We start from the raw sequence: 18,100 nt of genomic DNA, 5'->3' as shown, positions 1-18,100 counted from the left end.
CAATGCTAGGCAGCTGAGCATGAAGATCGTCTCCTACAATCTCAACGGAATCCGCGCGCGGCTGCCGCGGCTGATCGAATATCTGGACGAGCAGAAGCCGGCGGCGGTCTGCCTGCAGGAGCTCAAATGCCAGGACGATGCCTTCCCGATCGAGGACATCCGCGCCGCCGGCTATGAGGCGGTCTGGCATGGGCAAAAGGGGTTCAACGGGGTCGCGATCCTGACTCCGAAGGCGCCGGCGACGCTTCGGCGCATGGGCCTTCCCGGCGATCCCGACGACACGCACAGCCGCTATATCGAGGCCGAGGTCGGCGATCTCGTCATCGCGTCCATCTACCTGCCGAACGGCAATCCGGTGGGCACCGAGAAATTCGCCTACAAGCTCGCCTGGATGGACCGGCTTCGCGCCCATGCGCTGGAGTTGCTCGCCGAGGAAAAGCCGGTCGTCCTGGCCGGCGACTGGAACGTGATCCCGACCGACGATCCGGATGATGTCTATTCCGCGCGGGCGATGGCGACGGACGCGCTCGCCCAGCCCGAAAGCCGCGCGGCGCTGCGCCGGATCGTCAATCTCGGCTTCACCGATGCGCTTCGCGCCCGCTATCCCAAGGGCGCGCTCTACACCTTCTGGGATTATACGGCCGGCGCCTGGCAGCGCGACGCCGGGTTCCGCATCGATCATTTCCTGCTGTCGCCACAGGCGGCGGACCGGCTGGCCGATGCCGGCGTCGACAAGGAGTATCGCGGTCGGGAGAAGGCCAGCGATCACGCGCCGACATGGATCGATCTGACGGATTGAGGCGGCTTCCGCGTTTCCCGCCCCGGAGGGCAGGAAACGCGGCCGACGATCCAACGGATCGCTGGCCCGCGGTGGGACTTGCATTCCCCACTTAAGCGTTCGGTCGGCCTGGGGGCCGAACCCGTGCTCCGGCAGCAAGATTCACCGTGTCGCGCGTGCCGATCATATCCTTAGCATGGATCGGGCGAGTCGCGAAGGTGGCCGGACGCCCGCAGGCCCCGGTCCGGCGCGGCGACTCAGTTCTGGGCCTGCGCCTCGCCGGTCGCCGGAACGCCGCCGTCGCAGCGCTGCGAATGGCCGATGGAGCCGTCATCATTCTCGACCGTCATTCGGTCGCGCTCCAGCTCCACCACGCGCAAGCGGACCTCGCCGCCGGCCCCGGCCATCGTCAGCACGTCGGACTCGACGCTCCAGCGACCCTCGCCGCCGGTATAGGATTGGAAGGTTCCGTCCTCGCGCAGCAGCACGTCCTGCTTGCAGTCGCCATTGTCGCCCCAGCGCCCGGCGAGCAGCGGCGGCGTGCCGTCGGGCAGGAGCCTGCTGGCCGACGGCGCGACCTTGCCGCCCTGCGCCTGCGCGAAGGCGGGCGAGGCGGAGAGCAGGACGAGCGCGGCAACCAGGCCGCGCGCCTTTATCGGCCAAGCGTTCAGCACCGCTGCGACCTCCCAACCGAACCATCAGGATTGACCAGGATGATCTGCGACGGCGTGACCGATTGCAGCCTGAGGTCGATATTGCCGCCCGGGCCGTTCAACCTCAGCGAGTCGCCGTTCAGGGTCCAGTTCCCTCGTCCGCCATCGGCGGTCGTGAAACTGCCGTCGGCCCGCATGTCGATCGGCTGGGCGCAGCTGCCGAAATCGCCCCAGCGCCCAACCAGCGCCCGCGGGTCGATGGGATCGGACGAGGATGTCGGGACGATCGCCGCATCGGGGCCCGTCGGCTTGCCCCCTCCGTCGGCCATCGCATCGCCATTGGCGCCGCCGAGCCCGCCCAGCGCGCGGCTGTCGGTGATGCCCGCGTCGCTGACCGGGCCGCCGCCGGCGGTGCCGCCAGCCATGCCCAGCTTGTTCCCGCCGCTCTGGTTGCTTGCGGCGGCGCTGTTGTTTCCCGAGGCGCCGGGCATGATTTTGTCGCAGGCGCCGAGCGCGGGCAGCAGAGCGAGCAACAGGAGCACGGATCCAGACTTCATCGGCCATCCCCAACTGGCGCAGGTCTGACGATCATAGCGGCGAGAAGCGAGGCGCGCCAAGTGCCCTGTGCGGCGAAGCGCGCCTGTGCCCGCTCAAAGCGCCTTTTCGTAGATGCGATAGGTGCGGTTGCGCCTGGAATCGATGGCCTCTGCGATCGAGATCATCGGCCCGTTATCCTCAAGCACCCAGCCGACCTCGCCGCGCGTCGTGCCGTAATGCGCGACGGTGCCCGCACGGATCGTCTCGATCAGCATGAAGGCAAGCTGGCTGGCGAGGCGGCTCGCCTGAAGGCGCTTCACGACGCCCATGAGCGGCACGCGGGCCTGCGCGAACCGCTTGCGATGGAGGCGCCACAGCAATTTGGCCCAGCCGAACGGAAACAGCTCGCCGCCAAGATCCTTCATCAGCAGGTTGAGATCGGGTAGCGTCATCATGAAGGCGACCGGCTCCCAGACGCCGTCGCTTTCAAGCTCGGCGATGCGGATCATGTCGCCGAACACGATCGGCTTCAGCTTCTTGCCGGCGAAGGCGATCTCCGCGTCGGTCAGCGGGATGAAGCCCCAGTTGGTCGACCAGGCATCGTTGAGGATCGACAGGATCAGCGCAGCTTCCTCGTCGAAGCGGCTCTTGTCGACATCGCGCAGGCGGATTCGCGGGTTCTTCTCGCCAGCGGCGACGATCCGCTGGACGAGCGGTGGGAACTGCTTCGTGACGTCGAGCTCGAACGTGTAGAGATCCTTGGCCTTGGCATAGCCGGCGGCCTCGACCCACGGTTCATAGGCCGCCTTGTTGTGACCCATCATCACCATCGGCGGATGATCGTGGCCTTCGATCAGGAGCCCCGGCTCGTCCCAGATGCCAAGGCTGAACGGCCCCATCGACCGGGTCATGCCCTTCTCGCGAAGCCAGCCCTCGGCGGCGGCGATCAGCGCCCTGAACGTCTCCTCGTCCTCGCCCTCGAACATGCCCCATTGGCCGAGGCCGGCGCCCATATGTTCGAGCACGAGCCTGTCCACCTGGGCGGAGATGCGGCCGACGATCCTGCCCGCGCGCTCGGCCAGGAAGAATTGCGCTTCGCCATGTTCGAACCAGGGATTCTTGTCGGGCGTGATGAGGCCGTTCACCTCGTCCTTCAGCGGGGGCACCCAATTGGGATCGTCCGCATTCAGCCGATAGGCGAGGTCGATGAAGGCCTTCTTGTCCGCCTTGCTGCGGACGGGGCGGACGGCGACGGGGGATTGGCTCATGGCCGGCGTTGGTAGCGGCTCGCCGCGGCGCTGTCACCGCCCACCGCGCGGCGCCGGCCGCAGATGGTGAACACCATTTTTACCACATCGAAAGAAGTTCCGGCGACAAACGGCGCGCGCGATCTTGGGGGGCCGGAATGGCACGCATCCTGTTCTATCTGCCGAACGTCACCTGCTGGTGGTTCAACAACATCGTCGGGCCGATCGCCCGCAAGCTCGCAACCGAGCATGAAGTGCATATCATGGTGCCGCCCGAATGGCAGGGAACCGGCCTGTCGGGCGAACAGCTCATGGCCTTTGCCGACGGGCCGGAGATCGGCTGGCACATCCTGGATGGCGAGAATAATCGCGCGCTGCGCAATCACGGCACCGATCATGCCGACGTCCGCGCGCTCGCCGCCGCGATCGATCCCGATTATGTCCTGTGCCGCTGCGCCGATCCGGAGGTGATCCACGCCTTTCCGGGCACCGTCCGCTTCATCATGGAAGGGGCGGCGGCGCCGTTCGCCAACAGCGGCAATCCGGTCATCTTCACGACCCGGGTCTTCGAGTTCGGCAACCTGCCGCCGCTCGGCGACGAACTCGGCGCGATGCTCGACGCGGCGTTCGCCGATATCTGGGCGGATTATGAGGAGGAGTTGAACGGCCCGGCACCCTCGTGGCGCGAGCGGTTCGGCGTCGATCCGGATCGCACGGTGATCGCGGTGCCGCTCGAATATGAACTGGCGGAGAGCTTCACCGTCCCGCATCGCCTGTTCGCCGACAATCAGGTGCTCGTCGACCGCGTCGTCGAGGCGTTCGACGAGAACGTCTTCCTCGCCTTCACCAATCATCCGGTGAACGAACGCCATGCCGACAACAGCGCGATCGAGGCGCGGATCGCGTCGCTCGGCAGCCGCGCCGCGTTGATCCGCTTCGACATTCCCGATGTGAACGCCACCGATATCCTTGCCCGCGATTGCGACGGCGCGGTGCTCGATCTCAGCAAGAGCCACCTCGTCTTCGGCTATTATGGCGTGCCGATGATCCGCCCGCCCGGCCATGCGACCGCGCCCTGGCTCAACATGGAAAGCGATCTCCACGCCTTTGCGGCGGCGGTGCGCGAGCGGCGGGCGACGCCGCCCTGCGCCGCGACGCTGAAGCGCTGGTTCGCCTTTCACATCGCCAACAGCGCCGTCGATCTCACCAACCGCAAGCTCAGCGCGGCGGAGATCATGGATTTCATCCGCCGGCCGCTCAACCCGGATCGCTGGGCGGACAATCTCGATACATTCCGTCGCCGCCGGGCGCGGCAACTGCGGCTGCGCAACGTCCGCTACCAGCGCATGGCCGCATGAGCGACGCCGCCGCCCTGCTTGACGGCGTTCGAGGGCTCGTCGCCGACAGCCTGCCGGAGGTGCTCGCGCGCCGCCGCGCGGTGCGCTGGAAGGCGGACGGAAGCCCGGTGACCGAGGCGGATATCCTGCTTGAATCGCGCATCGCGGATTGGCTCGCGGCGCGGCTCCCCGGCCTTACCCTGATCGGCGAGGAAGGCTATGCCGGCGGCCCGGCGCCCGCCGAGGGCTGGGTCGCGATCCTCGATCCGATCGACGGCACCGAGAATTTCTGCTCCGGCCTCAAATTGTGGGGCACATCGCTGAGCCTGTGGGAAGGGCGCGCCCATCGCGGAAGCCTGCTGATGCTGCCCGAGCTTGGCGACCATCTCGCCAGCGGCGACCGGTTCGAGCCCTTCCAGTCGCGGATCGCCGGTTTTTCGTCCTCCTGGTCGGCGGCGATCGGCACCGGACTCGCGGAGACGCCGGAGGGGCGGATCTTCGGCTGCGCGGTCTTCAATCTCTACAATGTCGTGCGCGGCACGCTCGCGCGGTTCACCAACCCGAAAGGCGCCCGTTCATGGGATCTCGCCGCCGGCCTGATGCTGGCGCTCGAGCATGGCTGCGCCGTCACCGTCGATGGGGAAGAATATGACGGATCATTTCTCGAGCCGGATCGCCGATATCGCATCGATATACAGCACCGACACGATCTTCATCCTCGGCAAAGGGCCGTCGGCTGACGCGATCGCGCCGGAGGTGCTGGCCGGCGCGCTGGTCATCGCCGTCAACGATGCCGAGCGGATCGCCCCGGCCGACATCACCCTGTTCCACGACAAGTGGGTCGAGGATTCGCTCGTCCGCAACGGCCTGCGCTCGCGCCTCTATGTGACCTCGACCGGCTTCCGCCCTGCGCGCGGCGAGGTGCTCGACGCGCCGTTCGCGCCGATGGGCAATGACGGCGGCGACCTGATGATGCAGCGGCTGCTTGGCGAGGATTTCGCGATCGAGGAGGTGCTCTTCCTCTCGGCGCTGCGGATGGCGCGGATGGTCGCGGCGGCGCGCGGGCGGCGGCAGACCGTCTACATGGTCGGCTTCGATTTCCAGGCCGAAGCCGGCCTCGCCCGCGCCGTCGGCCGCGATTATGCGCCGGGCAACAGCGCCGATCGCTATTTCCGCGTCGGATTCCAGGAATTCTTCTTCCTCAACGCACTCTACATGCTGAAGGATTCGGAGATCGACATCGTCCATGTCGGCAACCGTTCCTTCTCGCAGATCGACGGCGAGGCGCTGAACCGGCGCTTCGGCGCGCGCACCGGCGAGGCCGCCGCGCAGCCGAAGGTCGCGGTCACGGCCGAGCTCACCACCAATCATTTCGGCGATCGCGACCGGCTGGAGCGGATGATCCGCGCCGCCCGCGCCGCCGGCGCCGATTATGTGAAGCTCCAGAAACGCGACGTCGCGACCTTCTATTCGGCCGAGCAGCTGGCATCGCCTTATGTCTCGCCGTTCGGCCGGACCTTCGCCGATTACCGCTACCAGCTCGAATTGAACGCTGACGATTTCGCGTTCGTCGATTCGCTCTGCCGCGATCTCGGCATCGGCTGGTTCGCCTCGATCCTCGACCGGCCATCGTTCGATTTCATCCGCCAGTTCGATCCGGACCTTATCAAGCTGCCCAGCACGATTTCGGAGCATCGCGATTATCTGACCGCGGTGGCGGAGGGCTGGCGCGGCGGCGTCGTGCTGTCCACGGGGATGACCGACCAGGCCTATGAGGATTGGGTGCTCTCGCGCTTCACCAGGTGCGAAGCGCTTTATCTGCTCCAGTGCAATTCGGCCTATCCGACGCCGGCGGCGGACTGCAATATCGGCGTCGTTCGCCATTATCATGCGCTGTCCCAGGCCCATCCGCGGCTCATCCCCGGCTATTCGAGCCATGATTTCGGCTGGCTCGCCTCGGCGCTCGCGGTCGCGGCCGGCGCGCGGATGGTGGAAAAGCACGTCAAGCTCGGCAACACCGATTGGGCGCATTTCGATGCCGTCGCGGTCGATCTCTCGACGCCCGATTTCCGCGACTATGTCGCCAGGATCCGCGAGGCGGAGGAGCTGGTCGGCTCCGAGGTGAAGGCGGTCAATCCGAGCGAGCACCACAAATATCTGCGAGCCGCCGCATGAGCGGGGCGGAGAGGCGGCCCAGCGTCGCGGCGCTGATGATCGGTCGCGGCGGCAGCTCGTTCAGGGACAAGAACATCCTGCCGGTGCTCGGCGTCCCGCTGCTGCTCTGGTCGGCGTCGGCGGCGCGGCGCAGCCGCCATGTCACCCGCTTCTATTGCAGCAGCGATTGCCCGCGAATCCTCGAGACCGCCGCGATCGCCGGCTATGCGCCCATCGCCCGACCGGCCGAGCTCGCCACCGCGACCGCGCAGAGCACCGACGCCGTCCGCCACGCCTTCGCCCGCATGGAGCAGGACGGCCCGATCGACATCCTCGTCGTCCAGCACGCCAATGTCGGCACGATCAGCGAGGCGCAGATCGACGCGTGCATCGACCTCCTGATCGCCAATCCGCAGGCGACCGCAGTCGTCCCCGCCCACCAGCGGCCGGATTATCATCCGATGCGCGCCAAGCGGTTGACGGCGGACGGATCGCTTTCGCCCTTCGTCGAGGAGGCGGGCACGGTCTCGGCCAACCGGCAGGACCTGCCGACCGCCTATTTCTTCGACCACAGTTTCTGGGTGCTGCGCGGCCGCCGCGCGGTGTTCGATCCGCAAGGGCAGGCGCCCTGGCCGTGCATGGGATCGCGCATCCTGCCTTATGAGACCCAGGGGTGCCACGACGTGCACGACGCCGCCGACCTCGAGACGACGGCGAAGTGGCTGATCGACAACCGGATCGAACGGCCGGACTTTTCCGGCCGGAAAGCCGCCTAGTTCCGCGCGCGGCGGCGCGGGTGGCCGGTGGCGACGCCGCCCGACAGCTCCGACACCCAGGGATATTTCGCCGCTTCCTCGCTCGTATAGCCGAGGTTGAAGACGGTCGGGCTCTTCTGCGGCCGCTGGGCGCGCTGGTAATAGGTGCCGAACAGCTTGTCCCAGAAGAAGGTCGTGATCCCGTAATTGCCGTCCTCGTCATGGAAATGATGTTCCATGTGCCGCTGCTTCATCTCGACGAGGAAGCGGTTGCGCGGCTTGTAGGCGAGGTGCTGGATGCAGTGGACGAACTCGTACACGCAGGTCGTGATCAGGCCCGCCGCGAAGGCGATCGCCGCGCCGCCGAGCGGGGCATCCCAGAAGGCGCCGATCGCCGCGCCCAATGGGATGACGCCGATCGCGATCGTCGGCAGCGTGGTGTGCAGCGCGCCGAAGAGCACTTCGAGATGATTGGGGTCCTGGTGATGATCGTAATGGATGCGCTTCCAGGTCGAGGCGAGGAGCGGCATCTTGTACATCCAGCGGCTGTGCAGCACCCAGCGGTGCAGCACATACCAGATGAGCGGATAGGCGAAGCTCGCCGCCGCGACCGCGATCAGGCTCGGCGCGAGCGGCGCCGGACGCCACGCGAACACGCCGATCGCGACGACCGCGCAGGCGAGATAGGCGACGATCGCCGGATATTGAAAATAGGCGATGACGAGCTCGCGAAAGCTCATCTTGTCGAGATGATGCTCGCGGTTCCAGAAGCCGGAACGAAGGGGCTGGACGGTCTTCACGTGTCTATTCCTCTGGCGCCCGGCGCAAGGCAGGCGGGCCTCAACATGTCGATATGGGATGGCGCAATGGCTTGGCAATAAGGCGGTTTTGCGGCGCCGGCCGGCCGGTGCGCGGGCAGGACGGGCCGGCAGCGGGTCAGACGAGCCGGAGCACGCGCGACAAGCCGCCCAGCGCGAAGCGATCGTCGCGGGTCAGTCCGTAGCGCAGCGCGAAACGGCTGGTGAGCGCCCACAAGGCCACCACCAGCGCGAAGCGGATCGGCCCGTGGGTCAGCTGGACCACGCCCCACATCGCGGCGACCCCCGCGAGCGCGACGGCGAGGCCGCCGAGGAGGCGGGAGCCGAACGGGTTCAGCCCGTCGGAAATCTGGAGCTCCACCGTCGCGGCATAAGTGGAGGCGACGGTCGCGACCGCGACCGCGATCGCCATGCCGATGCCGCCATGAACGGGCACCAGCAGCCAGGCGAGGACGCCCCAGAGGATGAAGGCGATCAGGCTGTTGACCAGCGGCAGGAGGCGGTGCCCCGTCATCTCCACGATCACCGAGGCCGGGCCGACCATCGCCTCGATCGCGCGGCCGGCGACGAGGATGTAGAGCAAAGGCAGCGCGGCCATCGCCTCGGGCCGATAGACGCTCAATATGTCGACGCCGCCGAAGGCGAGGAGGCCGCCGAGCGGGACGACCAAAGCGGTCGAGACGCGGCTCGAGAAATGGTAGATCGGGCCGAGCCGGGCGCGGTCGGCATGGGCCTGGGCGCTGGCGAGCGGGCCAAGGACATATTGGAAGGCCTGGCGAACCAGGAAGGTGACGGTCGATAGCTTGCGGGCGATGTCGAACAGGCCGGCGGCGTCGGCCCCGCGCGCGCCGGGGAGCATGAGGTTAAGCGCCACCGTCGGCGCATCGATGAGCACGCGGCGCGCGAAGGCGCTGGGCAGCAGGCCGAGCGCGGTCAGCACCGTCTCGCGGAACAGCGCGGCGCTGATCGGCGCGCGGACGACCAGCTTCAGATCATAATAGCGTCGCAGCAGCGGGATGCACAAAGCCGCGGTGAAGGCGAGCGAGCACAGATGGCCGATCATCAGCCCGATCGAGTGGAAGCCAAGGAAGAAGAAGCCGGTCGCGAAGACGATCCGGGCGATCTGCTCCCAGAAGATGCGGATGCGGATTTCGGGGCCGAAGGCGCGGCGGGCGCGGGCCGCCGAGGTCGCCACCTCGATGAAGGTCCACAAGGGGAGTGTCCAGGCGAAGATCGCGACCGCGATCGGCAGCTGGGCGCGATCCTTCGGCGCGGCAGACATGAAGCCGGCGACCCAATCGGCGTTCATCGAGACGAGAAGGGCGATCAGCAGCGCCGGCGCCAGCGCGACGAGAATGGCGATCTTGACCGCGCCATGCGCCTGAGTCTCGTCGCCGCGCGTCGGCACGATCCGTTGCAGCGCCGTCGTCAGCGACAGATCGATGAAATTCTCGGCGAGGTTCACCGCGCTCCACATCGCGGCGTAGAGGCCGTAGGTCGCGAGCCCGAACAGCCAGACGTAGAGCGGCTGCGACAGCGCCTCGATCAGCGCGCCGGCGCGGCTGAGGCCGGCGAGCCCGGCGCCGCGGGCGACATCGCCGCGTGTGACGGCGTCCCTGTTCGGCGGCGCGTCCGCCGGTGCCTCGCTCATTCCTCGGTCCGGATCAGCACCGTCTCGCCGACCAGGAGGAAGAGGAGGAAGGGGCCCCAGGCGGCGAGGAAAGGCGGGTAGGCGCCGAAATTGCCCATCGCCAGCGCGAAATTGTCGGCGACGAAATAGGCGAAGCCGAGCGCCATGCCGATCACCGCGCGGACGAACAGCTGTCCCGAGCGGGCGAGGCCGAAGGCGGCGACCGCGGCGAGCAGCGGCATCAATACGGTCGAGAGCGGTCCCGACAGCTTGTGCCACAGGCCGGCCCGCAGCGAAGCGGTCGGCCGGCCCGCATTTTCGAGCGCGACGATCGACTGGCGAAGCTGGGGGAAATCCTGTTCGTCGGGATCCGCGCTGGCGAGGGTGAATTCGTTGGGACGGATCGCGCGACCGAGGCTGATCCGGTCGGCGTGTCTCTGCTGGCCGGTATCGACGAGGAATTCGGTGGCGTCGCCGAGCACGAGCTCGCCACCTCTCCACAGGCCGCTGCGGCCGTCGACGATGCGGTGGAGGGTGCCGCCGGTGCGGTCGTAAAGGGTCACGCCGTCCAGACGGACCTGCCCGCCGCCGCCGCTGACCCGCCGCGCGAGGATGAGATCGTCGCCGTTCTGGACCCAGACATTGGAATGGACCCGCGTCGCCGGGGGGATCGCGCCATAATCGACCGCCTCCCATGCGGAGAGCGCGGCGCTGGCGCGCGTCGTCACGCGCTCGTTGAAGCCGAAATTGACGATCGCGACCAGCAGGCCGGCGATGATGAGCGGGGCGATGATCTGGTGCGCGGAAATCCCGGCCGCCTTCATCGTGATGATCTCGCTATGCTGGTTGAGCCCGACCAGGGTGATGAGCGTGCCGAGCAGCACCGCGAACGGAAGGAAGCGGGTGATGAGCTGTGGCACCCGAAGGCCGACGTAGCGCCAGAGTTCGGCATCGCCATTGCCGGGATGGGCGAGGATCTGGCTGCTGGTGCCCAGCAGGTCGAGGGTCATCAGGATGACGACGAGCCCGCCGAGCACCGCGAAGCTGCGCGTGAAGAACAGGCGCGCCACATAAAGCGCGATCTGGCGCGACGGAAAGAACTTGAGGTTGATCATGCGGCCGCGAGCCTGGCGTGGCGATCGCGGCGGCGGACCAGGCGCCCCGCCTGGCGCGCGATCCACGAGAAGCCCCGTTCGAGCGCGGCGATCGGTTGGCCGCCCGGCTTGTAGGCGATGGTCCAGTACATCCAGCCGACGATGGCGACATAGAAGATGAATGGCGTCCAGGCAGCGATCAGCGGGTTGAAGCGGCCGATCGCGCCCATCCGTTCGGCATATTGGTTCACCTTGTGGAGCGTCACCACGAAGACGATGGCCAGGAAGATGCCGAGGCCCGACGTCGACCTCTTGGGCGGAACGGCGAGCGCGACCGCGAGCAGCGGCAGCAGCATCATCATCACGATCTCCACCACCCGGAAATGGAAATTGGCGCGGGTCGCATTGATCCGTTCACGCGGCGCCGGGCTGTGCCCGACGCGGACCAGCTCGGGCAGAGTCAGCTCCTCCGTGCCGTTGCCGCGTCCACGGAAGGTTTCGATCGCCGGCAGGTTGATCGGGAAATCATATTGCGTGAAGCGGAGGACTCGCGGCGCCCGGAAGCCGGGCTGGTCCTGGACGAGCCGGCCGGTGTTGAGGCGGAAAAGGATCACGTCGGGATCGTCGGTGGCGAGAAACTGACCGCGATCGGCGGTGACCGCGAAGGTCTTCCCGTCATTGGTCTGGGTCCGCAGGAACACGCCGTAAAGCTCCGTCCCGTCGCGTTCCGACCGATCGACGCGAAGCGTCGCGCGGCGGCCGATATTGGTGAAATCGCCGACCTTGATCGACGCGCCGAGCGCGCCCGATCGCAACTCGTAGCGGAGGCCCTGATAGGAATATTGTGCGTAGGGCTGGACGAAGCCGATGATGAAAAAATTCAGGATCATCAGGGCGATGGCAAAGACGTAGGGCACCACCAGCAGCCGGGTGTAGCCAAGGCCGACGGCGCGCAGCGCGTCCAGCTCCGACGACAAGGCGAGCCTTCGAAAGGCGAGCAGCACGCCGAGCATCAGCCCGATCGGAATGCCGAGCCCGAGATATTCGGGGAGCAGATCGGCGAGCATCCGCCACACGACATTGACCGGCCCGCCGGCGGTAACGACGAAATCGAACAGCCGCAGCATCTTCTCGAGCAGCAGCAGCATCGCGGCCAGCACCAGGGTCGCGAACAGCGGCACGAGGATCAGCCTCGCGAGATAGCGGTCGATCTGGGTGCCAAGCCTCAACTTTTAGACGCTCCATGACCACATTTTGGCCGCAACCTTTTCCGATCTCGCACGAGAGGGGCTGTGAAACAACGGCGGTGCCCCGCGCGCCGCGCCGCCTATAGCCTTCAGGAGTGATGTGGTCATGTTGAAAAAGATGGCAAAAGGGGCGTTCTTCCTCGCCATCGCGTTCGCCGCCGCGCCGGGCTTCGCCCAGGTGCTCGGCCCCGATGCCGCGGCCTGCCGGCCGGGCGCCGGCCAGTCGGCCGTGCTGGTCAGCGTGAACGGGTTCAAGGAGCGCACCGGGCGCATCCGCGTCCAGCTCTATCGCGCCAATGACGAATTCCTGGCCCGCGGTCGCTATCTCCAGCGGATCGATCTGCCGGTGAGCGGCGGCGCCGGGCCGATGCGGTTCTGCGTCAATGCGCCGGCGCCGGGCCGCTATGCGATCGCGGTCCGCCACGATGTCGACGGCAACGGCAGCTCGGGCTGGAACGACGGAGCCGGCTTCTCGCGCAACCCGTCCTTGTCGCTGACCCGGCTTCGCCCGAATGTGAACGCGGTCGCGATCGACGTCGGTCGCGGGGTCACGCCGGTCAACGTGGTGCTGAACTATCGCTTCGGCCTCTCGATCCACCCGGTGCGCGGATAGACGATGACGCTGGTCGCGCTCCTCTCCAACCCTCGCTCGACCGGCAACCAGTCGCTGTTGCCGCGGGTGCGGAGCTATTGCGCCGCCAATCCGGACGTTTTCCACTATGAGGTCGAGCATGTCGACCAGATCGGTGCGGCGCTGAGGGCGATCGCGCGGGTCAAGCCGCGGGTGCTCGTCATCAACGGCGGCGACGGCACCGTTCAGGCCGCGCTGACCGAGCTCTATCATGGCGGCCATTTCGGCGAGGCGCCGCCGGTCGCGGTGCTGCCCAACGGCAAGACCAACCTCATCGCCCACGATCTCGGCGCGGCGGGCGATCCGATCGCGGCGCTGGAGCGCGTGCTGGCGCTGGCGCGCACCGACATGGCGCCGCACATCGTCTCGCGCGAGTTGATCGCCTTGTCGAGCGGCGCGGAGGATGGGCGCCCGGTGCTCGGCATGTTCCTCGGCGGCGCCGGGCTTGCCGATGCGATGCTCTATTGCCGCAACAAGATCTACCCGCTGGGCCTGCCCAACGGCCTCGCCCATGCGATCGCGCTGGTCGTCGGCCTGTTCTCGGTGCTCGTCGGCCGGTGGCTGCGCTTCCTGCCGCTGGCGCCGCGCCCGATCGAGGTGTCGGTGCATCGCCAGGGCACGCTCGAGGGCAGCTTCGCCTTCCTGATGGTGACGACGCTCCAGCGCCTGCTGCTGAGCGGCTCGATGCCGGGCGCGGACAAGAATATCGGATCGATGCAGCTCCTCGTGATCGAGCGCAGCCTGCCGGCGCTGCTCGGCGCCCTCGTCGCGGCGATCCGCGGCCGGCTGGGTCGCGGCGTGGTGCGCGGCGTCCACCTGGAACGCGGCGACGAGATCAGGATCGCTGGCTCGCGGTCCAACGTGATCCTGGACGGTGAGCTGTTCGAAGCGAACAACGAGCGCCCGATCGTCCTGCGGCCGACGCCGCCGGTGCCCTTCCTGAGGCTTGCCGCCTAGGCGTTGCGACTTCGCCGCGGCGCCTTATGATGATGGCGCCGAAGGGGGAGGGAACATGGGCTATCTTCCGGGCGATCGCATTCTGGCGCAATGGGAGGGCGGGCCGCTCTGGTTCCCCGGCACCGTCCACAGCCTCAACGGAAACAGCATCGCGATCCAGTATGACGACGGCACCAGCGAGATCCGGCCGGACAACCAGGTCAAGCCGTTCGATTGGCGGCCGGGCAGTGCGATCGACGCGGTCTGGTCAGGCAACGGCCAATGGTTCGCCGCCCACATCCTGGAGATCAGCCGCGACGGGCGGACGATCCTCGTCTGCTATGACGACGACAATAGCGAGGAGGAGCGGCCGAGCGCGCTCTGCCGATCGCACTGAGCGCGGCGCCGTGATGGGAGGCGCGGGCCGTGGCTGAGCCGCTGCGCGATCTCGTCGCCGTCGAGCTGGAGAAGCCCATCGATCCGCGCGCCGCAGCGATGGCGGCGGCGATCGCCGCCCTCTATCCGGGCGCGGCCCGCGCCGTCCTGTTCTACGGGTCGTGCCTGCGTGAGAAGAATCTCGACGGGCTGATGCTCGATTTCTACCTGATCGTGTCGGATTATCGGGGCGCCTATGGACGCGGCTGGCTGGGTTTCGCCAACCGGGTGCTGCCACCCAATGTCTTCCCGTTCGCGCATGACGGGCTCACCGCCAAATATGCCGTGCTGAGCGAGGCCGATTTCGCGCGCGAATGCGGGCTGGAGGCGTCGAGCACCTCGGTCTGGGCCCGCTTCGCCCAGCCGTCGCGGCTGGCCTGGGCGGCGGACGAAGCGGCGCGCGCCACCGTGGTCGAGGCGGTGGCCCTGGCCGCGCCGACCCTGTTCGCGCTGACCCGCCCGACGATGGCGGCCGGCCGGGACGATCCGCTCGCCATTTTCCGCGCCGGCTTCGCGCTGACCTATGGCGCGGAGTTGCGCGCCGAACGCGCGGCGCGGCCGGATTCGATCGTCGATGCCGACGAGGATTATTATCTGCGGATCGGGACGGCGGCGCTGGCGACGCTGCCGGTGTCGCGCGAACGGCCGGGTGCGGCGCGGCGGCGCTGGCGCCGACGGCAGCGCAAGGGAAAGGCGCTCACCGCGCTGCGCCTCGCCAAGGCGACCACCACCTTCGCCGGGGGGATCGACTATCTCGCGTGGAAGATCAACCGCCACGCGGGCACGAAGATCGAAGTGACGCCGTGGCAGCGGCGGCACCCGATCCTGGCCGGCATCATTCTGCTGCCGCGTCTCTTGCGGGGAGGCGCGGTCCGTTGACGTCGAGCGCGTTCGCGACCGCGGCGGCGAGGCTCGCGACGCTGAAGGGCTTGCGAAGCACCTCGCCACCGGTGAGGCCGTCGCCCGCCTCGCCGACATAGCCGGTGACGAACAGGATCGGCAGGGCCGGATAGAGCGGCCGGACCGCGGCGGCGAGCTCGGTCCCCGTCATCTCCGGCATCATCACGTCGGTGATGAGCAGCGAGATGTCCGCTTCGCTGCCGAGCAGGTCGAGCGCCTCGGCACCGCCGGACGCCGACAGCGTGCGATAGCCCAGCTCCTCGAGCGCGCCGATGGTGGAGCGCGCGACGCGGGGATCGTCCTCCACCACCAGGATACGCGCGCCGCGATGCGCGCCGGCCGCGACCGCCTGCTCATCGCCTTCAACGCGGGCGGGCTTGGGCGCGGCCCTGGCGGCGGCGCCCGCGTCCGAGGCGTCGCGCGGAAGGAAGAGGGTGACGCTGGTTCCCTGACCGAGCTCCGACTGGACCGCCGCATGGCCCCCCGACTGACGCGCGAAACCGAACATCTGGCTGAGCCCGAGCCCGGTGCCCTTGCCGACCGGCTTGGTGGTGAAGAAGGGTTCGAACACCCGCTCGAGATGTTCGGGCGAGATGCCGGTGCCGGTGTCGGTCACTTCGATGCGGACATAGTCGCCGGCGGGCAAATCGTCGATCTCGTGATCGGCGGCATGGATATTGTCGACGGCGATGGTGAGCCTGCCCCCGTCCGGCATCGCGTCGCGCGCATTGACGGCGAGGTTGAGGATCGCGTTTTCGAGCCGCGTCGGATCGGCGAACACCGTCCAGGGCTCTTCGGCGAAGCGCGTCACGACCTGGATCCGCTCACCGATCGCCCGATCGAGCAGGTCCAGCATTCCCTCGATCAGCTCGGACGGCGAGATGGACTCGGGCAGGAGCGGCTCGGCCCGGGCGAAGGCCAGCAGGCGGCGGGTGAGCGCGGCGGCGCGGGTCGCGCCCTCCATCGCATTGTCGAGGTGGAATTCGACCTCCCGACGCGGCCCATGCAGCTTGCGCCGGGCGAGATCGAGGCCGCCGACGACGACCGCGAGCATGTTGTTGAAATCGTGCGCGATGCCGCCTGTGAGCTGCCCGACCGCCTCCATCTTCTGCACCTGCCGAAGCTGCGCCTCGGCGGCGGCGCGCTCGATCATTTCGGCCTGGAGGCGGTTATTGGCCTCGCGCAGCTCGCTGGTGCGCGCCTCGACCGCCTGTTCGAGCCCGAGCGCGCGCCACGCCTCGCTGTCCGCCTCGCGACGGGCGCGGACACTGTCGAGGAAGGCGCGCCAGGCGAGGATGGCGAGCCCGACCGCGCCGAGCCCGATCAGGATGGCGAGCCAGCCGAGCCATTCGGTATATTTGTCGGCGCGCTCGACGAAGACCTGGGTCTGCTCCATCCGGTCGGAGAGGTTGGACCGCTCGGCGCTGGCGATCGCATCGAGCGTCGCGCGGAGCCGCGGCAGGGTCTGCGACGAGGCGGCCTGGTAGAGCAGGCTGATCCCGCCCGATCCGGTCCTGCGCTCGGCCGCCGAGGCTGCGGGCGAAAGCTCGCGGTTGCGCTGCTCGAACAGGCGCCGCAAGTCGGAGACCCGCCGCGCCTGATCGGGATCGCGCGAGAGCAGCCGCTGGATCTGGTTGATCTGGAAATCGGCGTTGCGCCACTCGTTATAATAATCGGTGCCGGTATGCTGGTTTTCGTCCAGCACATAGCGACCGAGCGCCGCCTCCGCACGGGCGATCGACGTGTCGATCAGCCGCGTCCGCATCATGATGTCATAGGTTCGCCGTTCCCAGCCCAGCGCATCGTCGCGGGCGCGGTTCGACCAGGCGATCATGAAGATGAGCGCGATCAGCGCGAGCGTTGCGAGCAGCGCCCCCGCGCTCACCCACAAGGCGTTCCGGGACGGCCTTGCTCCGTCCTCGGCACGGTCGATCGCTTCCTCCGCCATTGCGTGCGAGCCTAGAGGATGGTGAACCGCTTGGAAAGGTTCGGGCCGACGGAAACGGGCGGATCTCACCCCGGTTCCCGGCGTATATTGACATGAATGTCAATAGATGGCTATACAAACCGCATGCCCACGCGAACACCCGAAAATCTCAGCATCACGCCGCGCGACCGCCGCTTCGGCCGGGGCGCGGGGACGGCGCATTGGTGGATGAATGGCGATCCGGTCGCGACCGCCTTCTACAACGCGCTGTCGGCCACCTTCCCGAAAGGCGAGGCCTATTTCGTGGAGAGCGTGCGTGCGTTCCGCGAGGGTACGCCGCCCCGGCTCGCGGCCGAGATCAAGGCGTTCACCACCCAGGAGGTGATGCACAGCCGCGAGCATGTGCAGTTCAACCGGCGCGCGCTCGATGCCGGATATGATCTCTCGCCGCTGGAGCAGCGGGTCGAGCTGCGGCTCGCCGTGACCCGCGCCCGGCCGCCGATCGTCAATCTCGCGGCCACCATGTGCCTCGAACATTTCACCGCGATTCTCGCGCACCAGCTGCTTAAGGATCCGCGCCACCTTGCCGGTGCCGACCCCGAATGTGCAGCCCTGTGGCGCTGGCACTCGATCGAGGAGATCGAGCACAAGGGCGTGGCTTACGACACGTGGCTCCACGCGACACGTGACTGGTCGCGCGGCAAGCGCTGGAAGGTGAAGGCGAAGGTGATGCTGTTCGTCACCCGCAACTTCATCGTCGATCGTACCGGTGGCGTGATCGAGCTGCTTCGCCAGGACGGGATCACCGGGCCGAAGGCCTGGGCGCGCGTGCTCTGGCATGCCTGGGTGCGGCCGGGGATGCTGCGGAAGATCTTCAGCGCCTGGGCCGCTTTCTTCCTTCCGGGCTTCCACCCCTGGAACCATGACGATCGCGCGCTGATCGCGCGGGCAGAGGCCGCGGCCGAGCCGGCGCCCGCCATCTAACGCGAACCCTCCCCGGACGTGGCCGGGGAGGATCGGA

General features: G+C 67.8%; 18 protein-coding genes. 10 read left to right on the top strand and 8 right to left on the bottom strand.

The features are described from left to right. Positions 1–19 precede the first annotated feature (19 nt). The gene (xth, locus tag FRZ32_RS02595; RefSeq protein WP_147042031.1) at positions 20–799 is read left to right on the top strand and encodes an exodeoxyribonuclease III; all 780 of its coding nucleotides are present in this window, start codon (positions 20–22) and stop codon (positions 797–799) included. A gap of 236 nt (positions 800–1,035) precedes the next feature. Here xth and FRZ32_RS02590 read toward each other — a convergent pair whose 3' ends face one another. From FRZ32_RS02590 to FRZ32_RS02580, 3 genes are all read right to left on the bottom strand, one after another. Further along, a complete protein-coding gene (locus tag FRZ32_RS02590) occupies positions 1,036–1,452 on the bottom strand; it encodes a hypothetical protein (RefSeq protein WP_147042030.1) in 417 nt (138 codons plus the stop codon). Then, positions 1,446–1,988, bottom strand: coding sequence for a hypothetical protein (locus tag FRZ32_RS02585; protein WP_147042029.1), 543 nt, complete (start codon positions 1,986–1,988; stop codon positions 1,446–1,448). The genes FRZ32_RS02590 and FRZ32_RS02585 overlap by 7 nt, the downstream gene beginning before the upstream one ends. Positions 1,989–2,081: 93 nt before the next feature. After that, entirely contained in the window at positions 2,082–3,236 is a 1,155-nt protein-coding gene (locus FRZ32_RS02580; protein WP_147042028.1) for an N-acetyltransferase, read from the bottom strand. 137 nt (positions 3,237–3,373) lie between these two features. Here FRZ32_RS02580 and FRZ32_RS02575 point away from each other — a divergent pair, with 137 nt between their 5' ends. Genes FRZ32_RS02575 through FRZ32_RS02560 form a run of 4 tightly spaced genes read left to right on the top strand, consistent with a single transcriptional unit; the run spans position 3,374 to position 7,482 of the window. Further along, positions 3,374–4,573, top strand: coding sequence for a hypothetical protein (locus tag FRZ32_RS02575; RefSeq protein WP_147042027.1), 1,200 nt, complete (start codon positions 3,374–3,376; stop codon positions 4,571–4,573). Beyond that, the gene (locus FRZ32_RS02570) at positions 4,570–5,292 is read left to right on the top strand and encodes an inositol monophosphatase family protein (RefSeq protein WP_147042026.1); all 723 of its coding nucleotides are present in this window, start codon (positions 4,570–4,572) and stop codon (positions 5,290–5,292) included. Before FRZ32_RS02575 ends, FRZ32_RS02570 begins: the two co-directional genes overlap by 4 nt. Beyond that, positions 5,201–6,727 carry an N-acetylneuraminate synthase family protein gene (locus tag FRZ32_RS02565; protein WP_147042025.1) on the top strand — a complete coding sequence of 509 codons (1,527 nt, stop codon included), beginning with the start codon at positions 5,201–5,203 and terminating at the stop codon, positions 6,725–6,727. The genes FRZ32_RS02570 and FRZ32_RS02565 overlap by 92 nt, the downstream gene beginning before the upstream one ends. After that, complete coding sequence (locus FRZ32_RS02560; protein WP_147042024.1) at positions 6,724–7,482, top strand: cytidylyltransferase domain-containing protein; 759 nt, start codon at positions 6,724–6,726, stop codon at positions 7,480–7,482. Before FRZ32_RS02565 ends, FRZ32_RS02560 begins: the two co-directional genes overlap by 4 nt. Here FRZ32_RS02560 and FRZ32_RS02555 read toward each other — a convergent pair. From FRZ32_RS02555 to lptF, 4 genes are all read right to left on the bottom strand, one after another. After that, a complete protein-coding gene (locus FRZ32_RS02555) occupies positions 7,479–8,261 on the bottom strand; it encodes a sterol desaturase family protein (RefSeq protein ID WP_424141278.1) in 783 nt (260 codons plus the stop codon). The genes FRZ32_RS02560 and FRZ32_RS02555 overlap by 4 nt on opposite strands. Positions 8,262–8,397: 136 nt before the next feature. Beyond that, the gene (locus FRZ32_RS02550; RefSeq protein WP_147042023.1) at positions 8,398–9,930 is read right to left on the bottom strand and encodes a lipopolysaccharide biosynthesis protein; all 1,533 of its coding nucleotides are present in this window, start codon (positions 9,928–9,930) and stop codon (positions 8,398–8,400) included. After that, positions 9,927–11,024 (bottom strand): LPS export ABC transporter permease LptG, encoded by a 1,098-nt coding sequence (gene lptG / locus FRZ32_RS02545; RefSeq protein WP_424141277.1) that lies wholly within the window; start codon positions 11,022–11,024, stop codon positions 9,927–9,929. The genes FRZ32_RS02550 and lptG overlap by 4 nt, the downstream gene beginning before the upstream one ends. Beyond that, positions 11,021–12,232 (bottom strand): LPS export ABC transporter permease LptF, encoded by a 1,212-nt coding sequence (gene lptF / locus FRZ32_RS02540; protein WP_147042022.1) that lies wholly within the window; start codon positions 12,230–12,232, stop codon positions 11,021–11,023. The genes lptG and lptF overlap by 4 nt, the downstream gene beginning before the upstream one ends. 136 nt (positions 12,233–12,368) lie before the next feature. Here lptF and FRZ32_RS02535 point away from each other — a divergent pair, with 136 nt between their 5' ends. Genes FRZ32_RS02535 through FRZ32_RS02520 form a run of 4 tightly spaced genes read left to right on the top strand, consistent with a single transcriptional unit; the run spans position 12,369 to position 15,131 of the window. After that, positions 12,369–12,863, top strand: a complete 495-nt coding sequence (locus tag FRZ32_RS02535; protein ID WP_243445169.1) for a DUF2141 domain-containing protein — start codon at positions 12,369–12,371, stop codon at positions 12,861–12,863. A gap of 3 nt (positions 12,864–12,866) precedes the next feature. Further along, a complete protein-coding gene (locus FRZ32_RS02530) occupies positions 12,867–13,838 on the top strand; it encodes a diacylglycerol/lipid kinase family protein (RefSeq protein ID WP_147042020.1) in 972 nt (323 codons plus the stop codon). A gap of 55 nt (positions 13,839–13,893) precedes the next feature. After that, positions 13,894–14,214: a tudor domain-containing protein gene (locus tag FRZ32_RS02525; protein WP_147042019.1), complete on the top strand. Its 321-nt coding sequence runs from the start codon at positions 13,894–13,896 to the stop codon at positions 14,212–14,214. Between the two features lie 29 nt (positions 14,215–14,243). Then, on the top strand, positions 14,244–15,131 hold the full coding sequence (locus FRZ32_RS02520) for a hypothetical protein (protein ID WP_147042018.1): 888 nt from the start codon (positions 14,244–14,246) through the stop codon (positions 15,129–15,131). On the opposite strand, the gene FRZ32_RS02515 is transcribed toward FRZ32_RS02520, so the two are convergent. After that, on the bottom strand, positions 15,088–17,100 hold the full coding sequence (locus FRZ32_RS02515; protein WP_147042017.1) for an ATP-binding protein: 2,013 nt from the start codon (positions 17,098–17,100) through the stop codon (positions 15,088–15,090). The two genes, FRZ32_RS02520 and FRZ32_RS02515, sit on opposite strands and share 44 nt — an antisense overlap. Before the next feature lie 123 nt (positions 17,101–17,223). On the opposite strand from FRZ32_RS02515, the gene FRZ32_RS02510 reads away from it, so the two are divergent. Beyond that, positions 17,224–18,063 carry a metal-dependent hydrolase gene (locus tag FRZ32_RS02510; protein ID WP_147042016.1) on the top strand — a complete coding sequence of 280 codons (840 nt, stop codon included), beginning with the start codon at positions 17,224–17,226 and terminating at the stop codon, positions 18,061–18,063. Positions 18,064–18,100: the final 37 nt, after the last annotated feature.

Origin of the sequence: Sphingosinicella ginsenosidimutans (assembly GCF_007995055.1) — a bacterium.
Classification (GTDB): Bacteria; Pseudomonadota; Alphaproteobacteria; order Sphingomonadales; family Sphingomonadaceae; genus Allosphingosinicella; species Allosphingosinicella ginsenosidimutans.
The sequence above is the reverse complement of the archived record's forward strand: the minus strand, read 5'-3'. Positions and strand labels throughout refer to the sequence as shown.